The sequence below is a fragment of the Pseudonocardia sp. McavD-2-B genome, assembly GCF_024124365.1.
Lineage (GTDB): Bacteria > Actinomycetota > Actinomycetes > Mycobacteriales > Pseudonocardiaceae > Pseudonocardia > Pseudonocardia alni.
In genome coordinates this window covers 1-15,809 of sequence record NZ_JAMXSG010000128.1, presented here as the reverse complement: position 1 = coordinate 15,809, position 15,809 = coordinate 1, and the positions used below count along the sequence as shown (strand labels likewise).

Annotated in this window: 20 protein-coding genes and 1 pseudogene; 7 read left to right on the top strand and 14 right to left on the bottom strand. The window is 73.2% G+C overall.

Features of this window, described 5'->3' with window-relative positions; all coding sequences use genetic code 11:
* Positions 1–767, top strand: a pseudogene (locus NH602_RS17450) (hypothetical protein); the annotation flags it as partial.
* 3 nt (positions 768–770) lie between these two features.
* On the opposite strand, the gene NH602_RS17445 reads toward NH602_RS17450, so the two are convergent.
* The 10 genes from NH602_RS17445 to NH602_RS17405 all read right to left on the bottom strand — a co-directional run bounded on the left by NH602_RS17445 (position 771) and on the right by NH602_RS17405 (position 6,378).
* Positions 771–1,634, bottom strand: a complete 864-nt coding sequence (locus tag NH602_RS17445; protein ID WP_073575840.1) for a biotin-dependent carboxyltransferase family protein — start codon at positions 1,632–1,634, stop codon at positions 771–773.
* Positions 1,631–2,245 carry an allophanate hydrolase subunit 1 gene (locus tag NH602_RS17440; protein WP_073575841.1) on the bottom strand — a complete coding sequence of 205 codons (615 nt, stop codon included), beginning with the start codon at positions 2,243–2,245 and terminating at the stop codon, positions 1,631–1,633. The genes NH602_RS17445 and NH602_RS17440 overlap by 4 nt, the downstream gene beginning before the upstream one ends.
* Positions 2,246–2,851, bottom strand: a complete 606-nt coding sequence (locus tag NH602_RS17435; protein WP_062404071.1) for an FABP family protein — start codon at positions 2,849–2,851, stop codon at positions 2,246–2,248.
* A 35-nt stretch (positions 2,852–2,886) separates the two neighbouring features.
* Positions 2,887–3,057, bottom strand: coding sequence for a hypothetical protein (locus NH602_RS17430; protein ID WP_253068348.1), 171 nt, complete (start codon positions 3,055–3,057; stop codon positions 2,887–2,889).
* A 207-nt stretch (positions 3,058–3,264) separates the two neighbouring features.
* Positions 3,265–3,564, bottom strand: coding sequence for a DUF1416 domain-containing protein (locus NH602_RS17425; RefSeq protein ID WP_073575842.1), 300 nt, complete (start codon positions 3,562–3,564; stop codon positions 3,265–3,267).
* 1 nt (position 3,565) lies between these two features.
* Complete coding sequence (locus NH602_RS17420) at positions 3,566–4,402, bottom strand: sulfurtransferase (RefSeq protein ID WP_073575843.1); 837 nt, start codon at positions 4,400–4,402, stop codon at positions 3,566–3,568.
* A 34-nt stretch (positions 4,403–4,436) separates the two neighbouring features.
* On the bottom strand, positions 4,437–4,895 hold the full coding sequence (locus NH602_RS17415) for a DUF4395 domain-containing protein (protein WP_179761258.1): 459 nt from the start codon (positions 4,893–4,895) through the stop codon (positions 4,437–4,439).
* Between the two features lie 64 nt (positions 4,896–4,959).
* The gene (locus NH602_RS32245; protein ID WP_350662235.1) at positions 4,960–5,034 is read right to left on the bottom strand and encodes a putative leader peptide; all 75 of its coding nucleotides are present in this window, start codon (positions 5,032–5,034) and stop codon (positions 4,960–4,962) included.
* Between the two features lie 69 nt (positions 5,035–5,103).
* A complete protein-coding gene (locus tag NH602_RS17410; RefSeq protein ID WP_073575845.1) occupies positions 5,104–5,535 on the bottom strand; it encodes a thioredoxin family protein in 432 nt (143 codons plus the stop codon).
* A 12-nt stretch (positions 5,536–5,547) separates the two neighbouring features.
* Complete coding sequence (locus tag NH602_RS17405) at positions 5,548–6,378, bottom strand: DUF2993 domain-containing protein (protein WP_073575846.1); 831 nt, start codon at positions 6,376–6,378, stop codon at positions 5,548–5,550.
* Positions 6,379–6,579: 201 nt separating this feature from the next.
* Between NH602_RS17405 and NH602_RS17400 the strand changes: the two genes are divergently transcribed.
* The 6 genes from NH602_RS17400 to pstB all read left to right on the top strand — a co-directional run bounded on the left by NH602_RS17400 (position 6,580) and on the right by pstB (position 12,548).
* Positions 6,580–7,365, top strand: a complete 786-nt coding sequence (locus tag NH602_RS17400; protein WP_062399702.1) for a response regulator transcription factor — start codon at positions 6,580–6,582, stop codon at positions 7,363–7,365.
* 16 nt (positions 7,366–7,381) lie between these two features.
* Positions 7,382–8,266, top strand: coding sequence for a mycothiol synthase (mshD, locus tag NH602_RS17395; protein WP_308292851.1), 885 nt, complete (start codon positions 7,382–7,384; stop codon positions 8,264–8,266).
* 198 nt (positions 8,267–8,464) lie between these two features.
* Positions 8,465–9,568, top strand: a complete 1,104-nt coding sequence (gene pstS, locus NH602_RS17390; protein WP_100879371.1) for a phosphate ABC transporter substrate-binding protein PstS — start codon at positions 8,465–8,467, stop codon at positions 9,566–9,568.
* Positions 9,569–9,695: 127 nt separating this feature from the next.
* Positions 9,696–10,640, top strand: coding sequence for a phosphate ABC transporter permease subunit PstC (gene pstC / locus NH602_RS17385; RefSeq protein WP_253068347.1), 945 nt, complete (start codon positions 9,696–9,698; stop codon positions 10,638–10,640).
* A gap of 1 nt (position 10,641) precedes the next feature.
* Entirely contained in the window at positions 10,642–11,757 is a 1,116-nt protein-coding gene (gene pstA, locus NH602_RS17380; protein WP_253068346.1) for a phosphate ABC transporter permease PstA, read from the top strand.
* 11 nt (positions 11,758–11,768) lie between these two features.
* The gene (gene pstB / locus NH602_RS17375) at positions 11,769–12,548 is read left to right on the top strand and encodes a phosphate ABC transporter ATP-binding protein PstB (RefSeq protein WP_073575851.1); all 780 of its coding nucleotides are present in this window, start codon (positions 11,769–11,771) and stop codon (positions 12,546–12,548) included.
* Between the two features lie 68 nt (positions 12,549–12,616).
* Here the strand turns inward: pstB and NH602_RS17370 are convergent, their stop codons facing one another.
* The 4 genes from NH602_RS17370 to NH602_RS17355 form a co-directional block, all read right to left on the bottom strand.
* On the bottom strand, positions 12,617–13,279 hold the full coding sequence (locus NH602_RS17370; RefSeq protein WP_179761256.1) for a PhoU domain-containing protein: 663 nt from the start codon (positions 13,277–13,279) through the stop codon (positions 12,617–12,619).
* A gap of 70 nt (positions 13,280–13,349) precedes the next feature.
* Entirely contained in the window at positions 13,350–13,550 is a 201-nt protein-coding gene (locus NH602_RS17365; protein ID WP_073575853.1) for a dodecin family protein, read from the bottom strand.
* A 98-nt stretch (positions 13,551–13,648) separates the two neighbouring features.
* A complete protein-coding gene (phoU, locus tag NH602_RS17360) occupies positions 13,649–14,305 on the bottom strand; it encodes a phosphate signaling complex protein PhoU (RefSeq protein ID WP_062399711.1) in 657 nt (218 codons plus the stop codon).
* 95 nt (positions 14,306–14,400) lie between these two features.
* Positions 14,401–15,809: LCP family protein (locus NH602_RS17355; RefSeq protein ID WP_253068345.1), on the bottom strand; the 1,409-nt coding region annotated here is incomplete at its 5' end.

Genomic DNA, 15,809 nt, shown 5'->3' with positions numbered 1-15,809 from the left:
GCACCCCCGACGACCCGGCCACGCCGCCGGTGCCGGAGTGGCCGGTCGCGCGGCTGCGCATCGTCGACGACCTCACCGACGTCGTCGCGCCCGGCCCGGACGCCACGCCCGCCGCGGCCGGGCAGTCCCCGGCCGCCGGGGACGACACCGTGCCCCCTGCCGCGGAACAGGCTCCGGCCGTCCGGAAGGACACCGCGCCCGGCCCGCTGCCGCCCTGGTCGGCCGAGCGCGTCGAGCCGGCCGCCGAGGACCTCCCCGCGACGTCCGGGATCCCGGCGATGCCACCCCCCGCGCCGACCCCGCCCACCGGGTCCGAGATCACGTCCCGGCCGAACCCCGAGCCGGTCTCCCGGGCCGTGCAGCAGGCCCTCGCGGCCCGCGCCGTGCAGCGGGCGCGCCTGCGCGCCACCGACGCCGTCGCCGACCCGCAGCCCGACGCCCCCGGTGGCGAGCAGCAGGAGCTGCCGCTCGCCGTCGTCCCGACCGCGGGGGCGCGCACCCCGGCGTCCGGCGACGCGAAGGACCGGTTGCTCGGGGTGCTCCTGGAGGACCCGGCCCGCGCCGTCGACGCGACCGAACGTCTCGACGACACCCGCGACCGCATCGCCGAACTCGACGCGGTCCTGCGTCGCCGCCGCGAGGACCTGGCCGGCGCCGTCCGGCACCTGCACGAGTGCGGCCTCGACCCGGCGCAGATCGGCCGGCTGTCCGGGATGGCCGTCGACGACGTCCGCACCATCCTCGACGGCGAGGACGCCGAGCGCTGAGCCTCAGCGCAGCACGGTGAACCGCACGCCCGTCCCCGGCGGGGCCTGGGCGAGCAGCGGCAGGTCGGCGCGCTCGACGACGGCGATCACCGGGTAGCCACCGGTCGTCGGACGGTCGGCGAGGAACACCACCGGCGGCCCGTGCGGCGGAACCTGTACCGCGCCGGTCACCATCCCCTCGCTCGGCAGCTCCCGGTCGCGCAGCTCCGGGAGCCGCTGCGGGGACGGCCCGTCGAGACGGACCCCGATCCGGTTCCCGTCGGCCGTCACCGTCCACAGCGGACCCGCGAGGGCGGCGCGTGGGTCGGCGAACCAGTCGTCGCGGGGGCCGGGGCGCACCCGCAGCCCGACCACGGCACCGGGCAGGGACACCGGGACCGGCCCGGACACCGGGATCCCGCCGGACCACGGGCCGACCGGCAGCTCGTCGCCGTCGGCGACCGGGCCGGGCCCCAGCCCGGACAGCAGGTCGGTGCTGCGGCTGCCCAGCGCGAGCGGCACCTCCAGCCCGCCCGCGACGGCGAGGTAGCACCGCAGCCCGCCGACCGGCGTCCCGACCGTCAGCTCGGCGCCGTCGGGCAGGTGCAGCGCCCGGTGCGACGCGGCCGGGCTGCCGTCGACGGACACCGGCGCGGGCGCCCCCGTGACGGCGACTGTCCGGCCCCCCAGGGCGCGCACCCGCAGCCCGCCGCCGAGCAGCTCCAGCCCGGCGGCGCCGTCGTCGTTGCCGACCAGACGGTTCCCCAGCTCGTACGCCGGCCCGTCCAGCGCGCCCGACGGCGGCACCCCCAGGTGTGCGTGCCCCGGACGTCCGCGGTCGGTCACCAGCGCCTGCGGCCCGGCCCGTATCACCAGCAGCGCGCTCACCGGGGCTCGAACCGGACGCGGTCGCCGGGGGTGAACAGCGCGGGCGGGTCGGCGTCGGGGTCGAACAGGACCGTGTCGGTGCGGCCGATCAGCCGCCATCCGCCGGGGGAGCGCCGCGGGTAGACGCAGCTGTAGACGTCGGCGATCCCGACCGAGCCGGCGGGCACCGCGGTCCGCGAGCTCTCCAGGCGTGGCTGCCGCAGCGGCTCCGGGAGCCCCGAGAGGTAGCCGAAGCCCGGCGCGAAGCCACAGAAGTCCACCCGGTACTCCGCGCCGCTGTGCAGCGCGACCACCTCGTCGACGGACAGGCCCGCGGTCTCGGCGACGAGCGCGAGATCCTCGCCGTCGTAGGTCACGGGCAGCGTGTGGACGGTGCCCGTGCCCGCCTCGCCGGCGGCCGCGTCCGCGGCCCGTGCGACCTGTACGACCCGCTCGGTGGCGGCTCCGGGCGCCACCTCGACGAGCACGGTCCGGGCGGCCGGGACCAGCTCCCGCACCTCGGGCAGCGCGGCGTCCCGCACGGCGGCGGCGACGGCCGCCACTCCGGCGGCGTCGTCGACCTCCAGCAGCACCGCCCGCCCGCCGCAGCGGCGGACCCGGACCGCGAGCAACTAGCCGACCACGCGGTGCAGGACGGCCGAGATGTGCGGCTGCATCGGCTGCCCGACCATCGCGCGCTCGTCGACGTAGGCGAGGTCGCCCTGGTTGACCAGGCCGTAGAGCCGCTTCGCAGCGGTGACCTCCTTGGCCGAGGGCGTCCGGGCGATGGCGTCGGTCTCGATCTGCCAGGACCGCATGTCGCCCCGCGGCCCGTAGTAGACCTCGACGATCCCGGTGTGGTGCGCGATCAGGACCTCGATCGAGCCGTCCTCCTGGGGCCGCCAGAAGCCGGTCTCGCGGGCGGCCTGGCGGATGATCCCGCCGTCGTCGTCGAGCAGCCAGGAGCGGGCCTCGTAGGACAGGAACGGACGGCCGTCGTGCGCCCAGGTGATCTGCTGGCCGAAGTGGAACGGGCCCTCGATCGTCGGGTAGACGACCTCGCCGGTGCCGCGCCAGGTACCGACCAGCGGTAGCAGGCCGAGGCAGGCCTCGTGCAGGTCGGGGCCCTGGCGCAGGTTGGCGGTGTCGTCGTCGACGGGCAGGTCGGGCCACTGCGGCCGGTTGCGCTGCGGGGAGTCCGGGGCCGCGTTCTCCGGACCGGTGATCGTGGTCTGCAGCTCCTCGTCGGACGCTGCGGCGGGCTCGGGGTCGGTCACGGGGTCTGCTCCTCGGTGTGGTGGTCGTCGGGGTCCCGTTCGGGATCGGGACCCGGCCCGGGCGCGGCGACGGGCTCGACGACGAACAGGCGACGGAGCAACCAGCCGGCGCAGGCGGCGGTTCCCGCGGACAGGGCGATCAACAGCCCGGTGGAGAACCAGTGCACGGCGGGCGAGTCTACTGACCTGCCACGCCGGCGCGCCTCCCCGGCCGTTCCGACGCGCGGACCGGCGGGACCGGAACGCCGAACGCCGCCCCGGCGGGACCGGGACGGCGTTCGGTGGAACGGGCGGGCGCCCTCGTGCTCAGGCGACGGTGTCGTCTCGCGCCTTCGCAGGCTCAGGCGACGGTGTCGTCTCGCGCCTTCGCAGGCTCAGGCGACGGCGATCTCCGCGCGGTGCAGCCCCGGCCCGTCGACGACGAGCTCGGACTGCCCGTTACCCGAGCGCGACAGCGCCCGGACGGTCCAGGTGCCCGGGGCGGCGAAGAACCGGAAGTCACCCGAGGCCGAGGACACGACCTCCGCGGTGAACTCCCCGGTGCCGTCGAGCAGCCGGACGAAGGCACCGGCCACCGGGTCGCCGGCGGCGACGACGCGGCCGGCGAGCACGGTCTCCTTGGAGAGGTCCGTGTTCGGGGGCAGGGTCAGGTTCTGGTCTGGTGCGGCACACACGTCACTTCGCTCCCAGCTCGATCGGCACGCCGATCAGCGAGCCGTACTCGGTCCAGCTGCCGTCGTAGTTCTTGACGTCGGAGTGGCCCAGGAGCTCGTGCAGCACGACCCAGGTGTGGCTGGAGCGCTCGCCGATGCGGCAGTAGGCGATGGTCGCCTTGCCCTCGTCGAAGCCGGCCTCCTTGTAGAGGGAGGCGAGCTCGTCGTTCGACTTGAAGGTGCCGTCCTCGTTGGCCGCCTTCGACCACGGGATGTTGATCGCGCTCGGCACGTGGCCCGGACGCTGGCTCTGCTCCTGCGGGAGGTGGGCCGGGGCCAGGATCTTGCCGGAGAACTCGTCGGGCGACCGGACGTCGACCAGGTTCTTGGCGTCGATCGCGTCGACGATCTCGTCGCGGAACGCGCGGATCGAGGTGTCGGCCTCCTTGGCGGTGTAGGAGGTCGCGGGGCGGTCCTTGACGTCGGTGGTCAGGGTCCGGCCGTCGAGCTCCCACTTCTTGCGGCCGCCGTCGAGCAGCACCACGTCGTCGTGGCCGTAGAGCTTGAACTCCCAGTACGCGTAGGCGGCGAACCAGTTGTTGTTGCCGCCGTAGAGCACGACCTTGTCGTCGTTCGAGACGCCCTTGGCGGAGAGCAGCTGCTCGAACTGCTCCTTGGTGGGGATGTCGCGACGGACCGCGTCCTGCAGCTCGTCGGTCCAGTTGACCTTGACCGCACCGGGGATGTGGCCCCCGTCGTAGGCGGTGGTGTCCTCGTCGACCTCGAGGAACACCACCCCGTCGGTCTCCAGGTTCTCTTCCGCCCAGTCGGCGGTGACGAGGACGTCCTCGCGGCTCATGTCGATCTCTCCCGAATCGTGTGTCGTGGAACGGTCAGGACTGCGCGGCGGTGCCGCGCAGGCGGGCGAGGAGCCCGTACATCTCGCAGCCGAGGCAGAAGCCGAAGGCCGCGTTGAGGAAGGCCGCCGTGAGGGCCGCCGCCGTGGCGACGACACCGAGCACGGTCAGGCCGGACAGGTAGCCGGCTGCCGCGACGACGGTGAACACCAGCCCGACGGTCTGCGAGAAGCGGACCGGGGCGGCGTCCTCGCGCTCGGCGGGCGGACCCAGCCGGGGCGCGAGGAGGTGCCGGTACACGACGCCGTAGGGGGCGAACCGCATGCCGGCGAACGCGCCGACGGCGAAGACGACGGACTGCGCGAGTACGAGCAGGCCGCTGCCGGACAGCAACACCAGCGCCAGGACGACGGTGGTGATCGCGGCGGAGAAGCGGATCCCGCGCGGGTCGAGCCGGGGCTCGACGAGCGCGGATCCGCGGTCCGTGACGGACATCGGACTCCAGTAACCGGGGTGGCAACCTCGGCGTCGCGGGACGCCGGGGCTCAGGACACGCGGGTCAGGAGTCCAGACACAGGCAGCCGGCGAGGCGGCACAGATCGACCGTGCGGCGTCGGGTCAGCGGCCAGTTCACGGGTCCGAGCCTAGCCGACGATCCGCGCCGAGCCCAGCGGTCGGCGCCCACCGGACATCACACACGTTCTCAGCCGGTGGGAAGGGCGGCGACGAGCTCGTCGGTGCGCGGGACCCCGGAGACCCGGAGGACCTCGGCACCGCGGGCGTCGAAGACGACCGTCGTCGGGGTCCGCAGCACGCCCAGCGCCCGGGCGACGTCGACGCGCTCGGCCACGTCGACCTCCACGTGCGCCACGCCCGGGTCCGCCGCGGCCAGGTCGCCGAGGACGCGCGCGGTCTGCCGGCACGGCGCGCAGACCGGTGAGGACAGCTGCAGCAGCAGCGCCCGGCGCCCGTCCGGCCCGGTCCCGGCCAGCTCCCAGCCCGGCCCGGCCACGGCGGGCGCGCCGCTGTCGTCGCCGGAGGGCCGCAGCCGCCCCGAACGGCTGCGCAGGACCAGCCCGACGAGGGTCGCCACCAGCAGGACGACGACCAGCACCACCGCACCCGTGACGTCCACCGACGGCCCCTCTCAGCCCGCTGAGCGGGACGTGCCCGGTCCGCCGCCCACGCTCAGGTCGCGCACGGACCCGGCGATCTGCAGGACGTTGTACTCCGGAACACCGGCCGAGGTCGCGGTGACGCCCAGCGGCAGCGGACCCGGGTCGATGTCCACGGCGAGCGCGCGCAGCATCGAGGTGCGGACCGCGTCCGGCACCGGCTCGTCCGATCCGTTGATCCGGACGTCCCGCGGGACGATCCGCATCGTGCCGTGGTCGACGAGGAGCACGGTCAGGACGGCCACCTGCGTGTCGGCCCCGTCCACCGGCATCTCCGCGACGAACCGTGCCGCGTTGCGCGGGTCGAGTCCGCGCAGCGCCGGGTCGCCGCCGGCCCGGATCACCGAGTCGATCGCGTTGGCGTCGACGGCCTCGACCGACAGCCGCGTCACCCCGGCGGCCGGCCCGCCGGCGTCGACGACCATCCGGCGGATGTCGTTCGGGCTCACCTGCACGATCCCCTCGGCCGCCGCGGCGCGGAACCGGGCGGGTCCGGGCCCGGCGAGGTCGGACAGGTCCCCGCGCAGGCCGTACATCTGTACCTGGAGCTCGGGGGTGCGCAGCGGCCCGACCGGGACCCGCTGCAGCGTCATCTCGACATGGTCGTAGCGGCCGGTCGCGGCCTGGGCGAGGACAGAGAAGCCGTGCACCTGCACACGCGGGTCCTCGGGGAGGTCGAGCCGGTCGCGCAGCGCACGGGAGACGCCCGCCTCGACCGCCGCGCCGGTGGCGAGGTCGCCCGCGACGAGCACGGCGGCCACCGCCAGGACGGTGGCGAGCACGCGACGGACGGGGCGTCCCACGACCGGGCCTCCACAGGATCGGGATACGTCCTGACCAGGGTAGAGAGCCCGGCCGCCGGCCCGGTGGGCGGCCCCGGGGCCCCGGAGCGGACCCCGTCCCCGACGGGAACGATCCAGTTCGTGGCGTGAAACCCGTCGCTCTGCGGCTGACCGTGGGGTGACGTCCCGGTATCGTCCGCGTATCGCGAGAAGGGGGAGTCCATGGAACTGCTCCTGCTGACCACGGCTCCGGATGCGGCAGCCGTACTGCCCGCCCTGTCGCTGCTGCCGCACAACGTGCGGACCGCGGCGCCCGAGGTGGCGGCACTGCTCGACGCCGGTCCGCACGACGCCGTCCTGGTGGACGCCCGTTCCGACCTGGTCGCCGCGCGCAGCCTGTGCCGGCTGCTGGGCAGCGCCGGGACCGACGCGCCGGTGATCGCCGTGCTGAACGAGGGCGGCCTGGTCGCCGTGTCCGGCGAGTGGGTGGTCGACGAGATCCTGCTCCCCGACACCGGCCCGGCCGAGGTGGACGCGCGGCTGCGGCTGTTGCGGTCGCGCCCCGGTGCCGAGTCCGCGTCCGGGGGTGGCGCGCTCGTCCTCGGCGAGCTCGTCATCGACGAGGCGACGTACTCGGCGCGGCTCAAGGGCCGGCTGCTGGAGCTCACCTACAAGGAGTTCGAGCTGCTCAAGTACCTCGCGCAGCACGCGGGACGGGTGTTCACCCGGGCGCAGCTGCTGCAGGAGGTCTGGGGCTACGACTTCTTCGGTGGCACCCGCACCGTCGACGTCCACGTCCGGCGGCTGCGCGCCAAGCTCGGCGGCGAGCACGAGCAGATGATCGGCACCGTGCGCAACGTCGGCTACAAGTTCGTCCGCCCGTCGCGCGGCGGGCTGTCCGCGCCGCCCGACCAGGACGACGCGGACCCCGAGCCCGTCCCGGACCGTCGCCTGCCCGGCGCCCGGCCCCCGACCGGCCCGGGACGTGGAGCGTGGGTGCCGCGGTGACCTAGGGTCGGCGCTCGTGGACCCGCAGGAGCACTCCCGTCTCGACGCCCCCACCGTCTCCGCGGTGCAGCACCTGCTGAGGGCGGCGACCGCCGCCGACGGCGCCGAACCGCTCTCCGAGCAGTTCCTGATGCACCTGCGCCCGGACGCCCCCGCCGACGGTGTGGCGCACCTCGTCGTCCCCGGTGACGACGGAGCCGTGGCCGGCTACGCCCAGGTCGACGGCACCTACGCCGAGCTGGCCGTGCACCCCGGCGCACGACGGCGGGGGATCGGCGGCGCGCTCGTCGCTGCGGTCGAGAAGGTCACCGCCGACCCGCACGTGTGGGCGCACGGCGACCTCGACGCCGCGAAGGGGCTCGCCGCGGGCCGCGGCTACCGCCGGGACCGCGTGCTCTGGCAGATGCGCCGCACCGGTGCGGCGGGCCCGCTGCCCGCCCTGACCGTCCCCGACGGCGTCACGATCCGTGCCTTCGAACCCGGCCGCGACGACGACGAGTTCCTCCGCGTCAACAACGCCGCCTTCGACTGGCACCCCGAGCAGGGCGGCTGGACCGGCGCCGAGCTCGCCGCGCGGGAGGCCGAGGACTGGTTCGACCCGGCGGGGTTCCTGCTCGCCGTCGACGGCGGCGGCACCCTGCTCGGCTACCACTGGACCAAGGTCCACCCGGCGACCGGCGACGAGCGGGCCCTGGGCGAGGTCTACGTCCTCGGCGTCGATCCGGCCGCCCACGGACGGGGGCTCGGCACGGTCCTGACCCTCGCCGGACTGCACCACCTGCACGGCCGCGGGCTGGACACCGTGCTGCTCTACGTCGAGGCGGACAACGCCCCCGCCGTAGCCGTCTACGAGCGCCTCGGGTTCGCCGTACACGCCGCGGACGTCAACTACGCCCGGTGAGACCCGGTCACCGTTCGACGACCGGTGACGGGTTCGTTCGAACGTGTGACGCAGGTCCACCCGGTCGCCGACCCTGTTCATCCCACGTTCATCTTCCGTGGGGGTGGCGTCCAACGTCGACTCCTAGCGTCTGCGGCCGAGTGGTCACCCAGACCGCCGTCCCGCAACCGGCTCGGAGCCGACTCGGAGGAAACTGCAGTGAAGACCAAGCGGCGCGCGCCCCGGGCGCGCCTGGCTGCCGTCGGTATCGCCACGTCCTGCGCACTGTTCGTCGCCGGCTGCGGTGCGGCGAACGAGGGCGGTGGCTCGGACGCCCAGGGTTCGGGCGTCACCGGCCAGATCGCCGGTGCGGGCGCGAGCTCCCAGCAGGCGGCCATGCAGGCCTGGATCGCCGGCTTCACCGGCGCGAACCCCGGCGCGACGGTCAACTACCAGCCGGTCGGCTCGGGCGGTGGCCGTACGCAGTTCGTCCAGGGGGCGGTCCAGTTCGCCGGGTCGGACGCCTACCTGAAGGACGACCAGCTGAACCAGGCGCGGCAGCGCTGCGGCGGCTCGGTCATCGAGATCCCGAATTACGTCTCGCCGATCGCCATCGTCTACAAGCTCGACGGCGTACAGGACCTGAACCTGTCGCCGGCGACCATCGCGGGCCTGTTCAAGGGCGAGATCACGACCTGGAACGACCCCAAGGTCGCCGCGGACAATCCGGGCGTGCAGCTTCCGGCCACGGCGGTCACCCCGGTGCACCGCTCGGACGAGTCGGGCACCACCGAGAACTTCACCGACTTCCTCAACAAGGCCGCGGCGCAGGTGTGGACCGATGAGGGCGACGGCGAGTGGCCGATCCAGGGCGGCGAGGCCGCCCAGGGCACCTCCGGTGTCGTCGGCGCGGTGAACGCGGGTAACGGCACGATCGGCTACGCCGACGCGTCGCAGGCCGGCGAGCTGGGCAAGGCCAAGGTGAAGCTGGGCGACCAGAACGTCGAGCCGACCGCCGAGGCCGCCGCGAAGATCCTCGAGGAGTCCACGCGCGTCGAGGGCCAGGGCGACACCTCGTTCGCCTTCGACCTGAACAGGACCGCCACCGGCGGTGCCTACCCGGTGGTGCTGGTGTCGTACCTCCTCGCCTGCCCGACCTACCCCGACGCCGCCCAGGCCGACACCACCAAGGCGTTCCTGAACTACGTGGTCAGCACGGACGGTCAGCAGACCGCGGCGCAGAACGCGGGTTCGGCGCCCCTCTCGGAGGCCCTGCGCGGCCAGATCACCCCGGTGATCGACCAGATCAAGGCCGCCGGCTGACCGTCGGCTTGAGTCGGATGTCATCTAGCCAGGGGCCCCGGGCCGTGTTCATCATGGACACCGAGCCCGGGGTTCCCCGGTGCCGTCCTCCCCTGCCCAGCGCACGATCGCACCCCCAGGGATCACTGTGACCACCACGGAAACGAAGCCCGAACCCGTATCGGGCAAGCCTCCGGGCCAGCTCGGTGACCGCATCTTCGCCGGTTCGGCGAAGGGTGCGGGGATCCTGATCCTGGTCGTCCTCGCCGGGGTCGCCGCGTTCCTCGTCTCCGAGGCCGCGCCCGCTCTCGTCGCTCCGGCGGAGGAGGTGCACGGTGGGCTCGCCGCCTACATCGCCCCGCTCATCTTCGGCACGGTCCTCGGTGCCGTGATCGCCTTGCTGATCGCGACGCCGCTCGCGGTCGGTGTCGCGTTGTTCATCAGCCACTACGCGCCCCGCCGGCTCGCACAGGGGCTGAGCTACGTCGTCGACCTCCTGGCGGCGGTCCCGTCGATCGTCTACGGGTTCTGGGGTGCCTTCACCCTCGCCCCCGCGTCGGTGGCGCTGAGCGTCTGGCTCAACGACTACCTCGGCTGGATCCCGTTGTTCGCCGGGCCGCCCTCGGTCACCGGCCGGACCATGCTGGTCGTCAGCGTCGTCCTCGCCGTGATGATCCTGCCGATCATCACCGCCGTCGCCCGTGAGGTCTTCCTCCAGGCGCCGAAGCTGCACGAGGAGGCCGCACTCGCCCTGGGTGCCACCCGCTGGGAGATGATCCGGCTCGCGGTGCTGCCGTTCGGCCGCTCGGGCGTCATCTCCGGGGCGATGCTGGGTCTGGGGCGCGCGCTCGGGGAGACGATGGCGGTCGCCACGATCCTGTCGGTCTCCGGAGCGGTGACGCTGAACCTGATCAGCAGCGAGAACCCGTCGACGATCGCGGCGAACATCGCCCTGCAGTTCCCCGAGGCCTCCGGGCTCGAGGTGAACGTCCTGATCGCCTCCGGCCTCGTGCTCTTCGTGATCACGCTGCTGGTGAACATGCTCGCCCGTTACATCGTCGAGCGCCGCCGCGACTTCTCCGGAGCGAACTGAGATGTCCACCGGAACCGAACGCAACCGCACCGACACCGAGGTACCCGTGACCACTACCGGTCTGGAGACCCCTGCCGCGACGCCCACGGTGCTGCGCCGTACGGGAAGCCTGCCGAACTGGGCCCCGTGGGCGGTGCTCGTGGCTTCCGCGGTCCTGATGGGTGGGCTCGTCGCACTCCTCGGCTCCGGTGTCGGACTCTGGGTGGTGTCGACCGCCGTCGTGTACGCGGTCGCGACCTATGTCGTGTCCCGGGTCGTCGAGGGCGGTCGCCGGGCCACCGACCGTCTGGTCACCGTCGTGGTCACCACGGCGTTCCTGCTGGCCATGCTGCCGCTGGTGTCGGTCCTCTACACCGTCGTCTCCGAGGGCTGGGCACGGTTCGACGCGACCTTCTTCACCCAGTCCATGCGCGGCATCGTCGGTGTCGGCGGCGGTGGTCTGCACGCCATCCAGGGCACGCTCATCATCACCGGGCTCGCCGCCCTGATGTCGATCCCGATCGGCATCCTGACCGCGATCTACCTGGTGGAGTACGGCAACAACTCGCGCCTGGCGCGGGCCATCACCTTCTTCGTCGACGTGATGACCGGTATCCCCTCGATCGTCGCAGGCCTGTTCGCCTACGCGCTCTTCGCGCTGCTGCTCGGGCCCGGGGTCCGCTTCGGGTTCGTCGGTGCGGTCGCACTGACCGTGCTGATGATCCCGATCGTGGTCCGCTCCACCGAGGAGATGCTGAAGATCGTCCCGAACGAGCTGCGTGAGGCCGCCTTCGCCCTCGGGGTCCCGAAGTGGCGGACCATCCTGAAGGTCGTCATCCCGACCACCGCCGGCGGTATCGCGACCGGCATCACGCTGGCCGTTGCCCGGGTCATCGGCGAGACCGCGCCGCTGCTGGTCACGGTCGGTGCCGCTCTCGGGATCAACCTCAACCCGTTCTCCGGGCCCATGGCGACGCTGCCCGTCTTTTCGTACTACTCCTACGCGGTGCCCGGCATCCCGCGTGAGGCGTTCATCGACCGGGCGTGGACCGCGGCCCTGGTGCTGATGCTCATCGTCATGGTGCTGAACATCCTCGCCCGCGTCATCTCCCGTATTTTCGCCCCGAAGACCCGATAAGGACTCCCGACATGGGCAAGAGTGTCGAAGCCAAGGACCTGAACATCTACTACGGGGCGTTCCTCGCGGTCGAGGGCGTCAACATGACCATCAAGCCGAAGACGGTGACGGCCCTGATCGGCCCGTCCGGCTGTGGCAAGTCGACCTTCCTGCGGTCGATCAACCGGATGCACGAGAACATCCCCGGCGCCCGTGTCGAGGGCCGGCTCGAGCTCGACGGCCAGGACCTCTACGGCGCGAACGTCGACCCGGTCGGCGTCCGCCGCCAGATCGGCATGGTCTTCCAGCGGCCCAACCCGTTCCCGACGATGTCGATCTACGACAACGTGATCGCCGGGATGAAGCTCAACAACAAGAAGGCCTCGAAGTCCGAGTTCGACGACACCGTCGAGCGGTCGCTGCGCGGTGCGAACCTCTGGAACGAGGTCAAGGACCGGCTCGACAAGCCCGGTTCGGGCCTGTCCGGTGGTCAGCAGCAGCGGCTCTGCATCGCCCGCGCGATCGCGGTGCGCCCGGACGTCCTGCTGATGGACGAGCCCTGCTCGGCGCTGGATCCGATCTCCACGCTGGCGATCGAGGACCTGATCAACGAGCTGAAGAACGACTACACGATCGTCATCGTGACCCACAACATGCAGCAGGCGGCGCGGGTCAGCGACTTCACCGGCTTCTTCAACATCGAGGGCACCGGCAAGCCCGGCAAGCTGGTCGAGCTCGACGAGACCAAGACGATCTTCTCCCAGCCGAAGCAGAAGGCGACCGAGGACTACGTGTCCGGTCGCTTCGGCTGAGTCCCCGCAGCACGACGACGGCTCCGGCCCCCTCAGGCGGGCCGGGGCCGTCGTCGTCGCGGGTGGGGTCAGAGCGCGGGTAGCTCGTCCACGGTGCCGCCGGTGACGGCGTAGACGATGTGGTCGGCCAGGTGCACGCAGTGGTCGGCGTAGCGCTCGTGGAAGCGGGCCAGCAGCGCGGCGTCGACGGCGGCGGGCACCCCCGCGGTCCAGTCCGGGCCGAACATCAGCTCGAAGACCTGTCGGTGCAGGGCGTCGACGACGTCGTCGTCGTCACGCAGCTCGGCGGCGAGAACGACGTTGTGGGTACGGAGCGCCTCGACGGCCTTGTCACCCATGGCTGCGACCCGGGCCCCGTAGTCGCGGAACAGCGGGCGGGCCTGCTCGGCGAGCACCGCACGGTCCGCGTTGCGAACGACGGTGGCGGCGACGTGCCGGGCCAGATCACCCATCCGCTCCAGCTGCTGGGCGCACCGCAGGGCGGTGATCACGGAGCGCAGCGGCGCGACCATCGGCTGGTGGATGTTCATGGTCTCGACGGCGAGCAGCTCGATCGCGTCACGGTGGCCGTCGATGACGGGGTCGCGGGAGACGACCTGCTCGGCGAGCCGGGGGCGGTGGCACAGGAGCGCCTCGGACGCGTCGCGGAACGCGGAGGCGACGAGCGGACCCATCTCGTCGAGCATGGACCGGAGCTGCGTCAGGTTGTCGTCGAGCGTCTCCCTGCGCATGGCGACGACCTTAGATCGGAGTCCGTGGCCGATTCGGCCCGGGACCGGTGAACGCTCGGTGAACGCCGGGTCAGGCGGCGCGGGACCGCAGGCCGACGCGCAGGCCGACCCGGAAGCGCTCGGTGGAGCCGAGGACGGTCGATCGGACTCCGGTCACCTCGAACCACTCGAGGGCGTGTCCGGCCCGGCTCATGCCGTCCCGGATCGCCGCCTCGACGCTCTCGTCCGAGGTCCCGACGACCTCTGTGACGACGCAGCCCGCGTGTTCCATGACGCAGACGTGCCCTCGGCGTCGCACCGTCAAACTCGATCGGTCGGCCGTTCGCCGAGCGGGGTGTATCGACTACGTCGAACGGGGCAACAACACTCTCAGACAGCGAGTGGACCGGGCATCTGCCCGGTCACGACGTACACGATCCGGCGAGCGACGGCGACGGCGTGGTCGGCGTAGCGCTCGTAGAAGCGCGCGAGCAGTGCGACGTCGACCGCGGCGGACACCCCGTGGGTCCAGTTGCGGTCCATCAGCACGGTGAACATGTGCTGGTGGATGTCGTCGACGGCGTCGTCGTCCGCCTCGAGCTCGTTCGCCGCGTCCAGGTCACGGGTACGGATGACCCGCCCGGCCTTCTCCGCGAGCTCCACACCGACCCGGCCCATCTCGGCGAAGTACGACTTCACCTCGTCGGGCAGCACGGTCTGCGGGTGCCGGCGACGGGCGGCCTGGGCGACGTGCAGGGCGAGGTCACCCATGCGCTCGATGTCGCCCGCACCGTGGATCGCGGCGACGACGACCCGCAGGTCGGTCGCGACCGGCGCCTGCAGGGCGAGCAGGCCGAAGGCCCGGTGCTCCGCGGCGGCACGGACGTCGTCGATCTTGATGTCCTCGGAGATGACCTGCTCGGCGAGCTGGAGATCGGCCTCGAGCAGCGCTGTCGTGGCGCGCGCCATGGCACGTGCGACGTCGTCGCACATGTCTGCCAGGCCGGAGGCCAGCTCGTCCAGCTGCTCCTGATAGGTGTCGCGCATGTCCCGAGCCTAGGCCCCCGGACGGGAAGGTTCAGCTGCAGCGGGTGAACCCGCCGTGAACGCTGGACGACATCCCCCGTTCGGGGTATGAGCGTTCAGCCGCAGTCGGCGTCGTCGGAGGGGACGGCCTGCACCGGGGCCGCGTCGCCGGCCCCGACGACGAGCTCCAGCATCCGGCTCCCGGTCGGGTCCGGGACCGGCCGCGCGCCGGGCAGCGCCTCCACGAGCGTGCCCGCGGCGTCGGTGTTGTCGGGGGAGTAGCGGACCTGCGCGCCGGGTGCGGCCGGACCGGGCGTGACGGTGCCGATCTCGTAGCCGCGTTCGCGCAGGTCCGCGGCGATCCGGTCGGCCGCTCCAGGGCGTCCGGTCGCGTCGACCAGGTCCACGACGGTGCCCGGCGCCGGGGCGGCCGCGGACCGGGAGGCCGGCGCGGTCGCGCTCTCGGGCAGCGGCTCGTGCTCGCGCAGCGCGGAGAACAGGGTGCGAGCCTCGGAGCGGCGCAGCTCCAGCTGGCCCCGCGTGTTGGGGGCCTCGGTGACCGGGACCGACAGGAACACCGGGGTGTCGGCGTCGCCGGCGGCGCCGGACCGTGCGAGCCCGCGGGCGAGGGTGAGGATCTCGCCGGCGTCGACTCCGTCCGCCGACAGCGCCGACGACACCCCGGCCGCGGAGCGGCCCGGGGCCCCCGGGGTCAGCAGCGACGCGGTCGAGAGCGCGTCGCCGAGCGCGGCGGCGAGCACGCGTTGCTGGCGCCGGACCCGGTTCGCCGGGGAGCTGTCCGCGGTGCCCGCGGCGGAGGCGAACCGGACCGCGGTGGGCCCGTCGAGTTCCACGGTGCCCGAGCCCTCCACGACCGGGCCGAGCACCGGGTCCACGACCGGACGCTCGGTGCAGACCTCGATCCCGCCGACGGCGTCGACCAGCTGCGGGGTCCCGGCCAGGTCGAGCGCGACGACGCCGCTCATCGGCATGCCGGTCAGCTGCTGGACGACGCCGACGCTGCAGGCCGGGCCGCCGACGTCGTAGGCGGTGGCGAAGGCGGTGCGGGACTCAGCGGGCACGGTGTCGCCGTAGGTGCCGGTGGTGGCGTCGAAGCGCCGGCACGGCGGCCGGGACACCTCCAGCGTCGCGGGGATCGACAGGGTGACGGCCGGGCCGCCGCCCGCGGGCCGGTGGACCAGGACCGCCGTGTCGGTGCGCGCGGACTCCGCGGTGCCCGCGCGGTCGGCTTGCAGACCCAGCACCAGGACGTTGCGGTCGCCGGCCTGGACGTCGGCGTCGAGGATCGCGTCGCTGTCCCTGGCGAGGGCGGCGACGTCGCGGACGCCGTCGTGCACCTCGCTGCGCCCGGCGAACCCGTAGGCGGTGGTGACCAGGACGAGGATCGCGGCCGCCGCTGCGCCGATCCGCAGCGCGCGGGCGCGGGCGTCGAGCCGGGCCGGTGGCGGGGTCTCGCCCGGCCCCGGCTCCGCGACCCCGGGAGCGTCCGCCTCCGGCGTGGGCT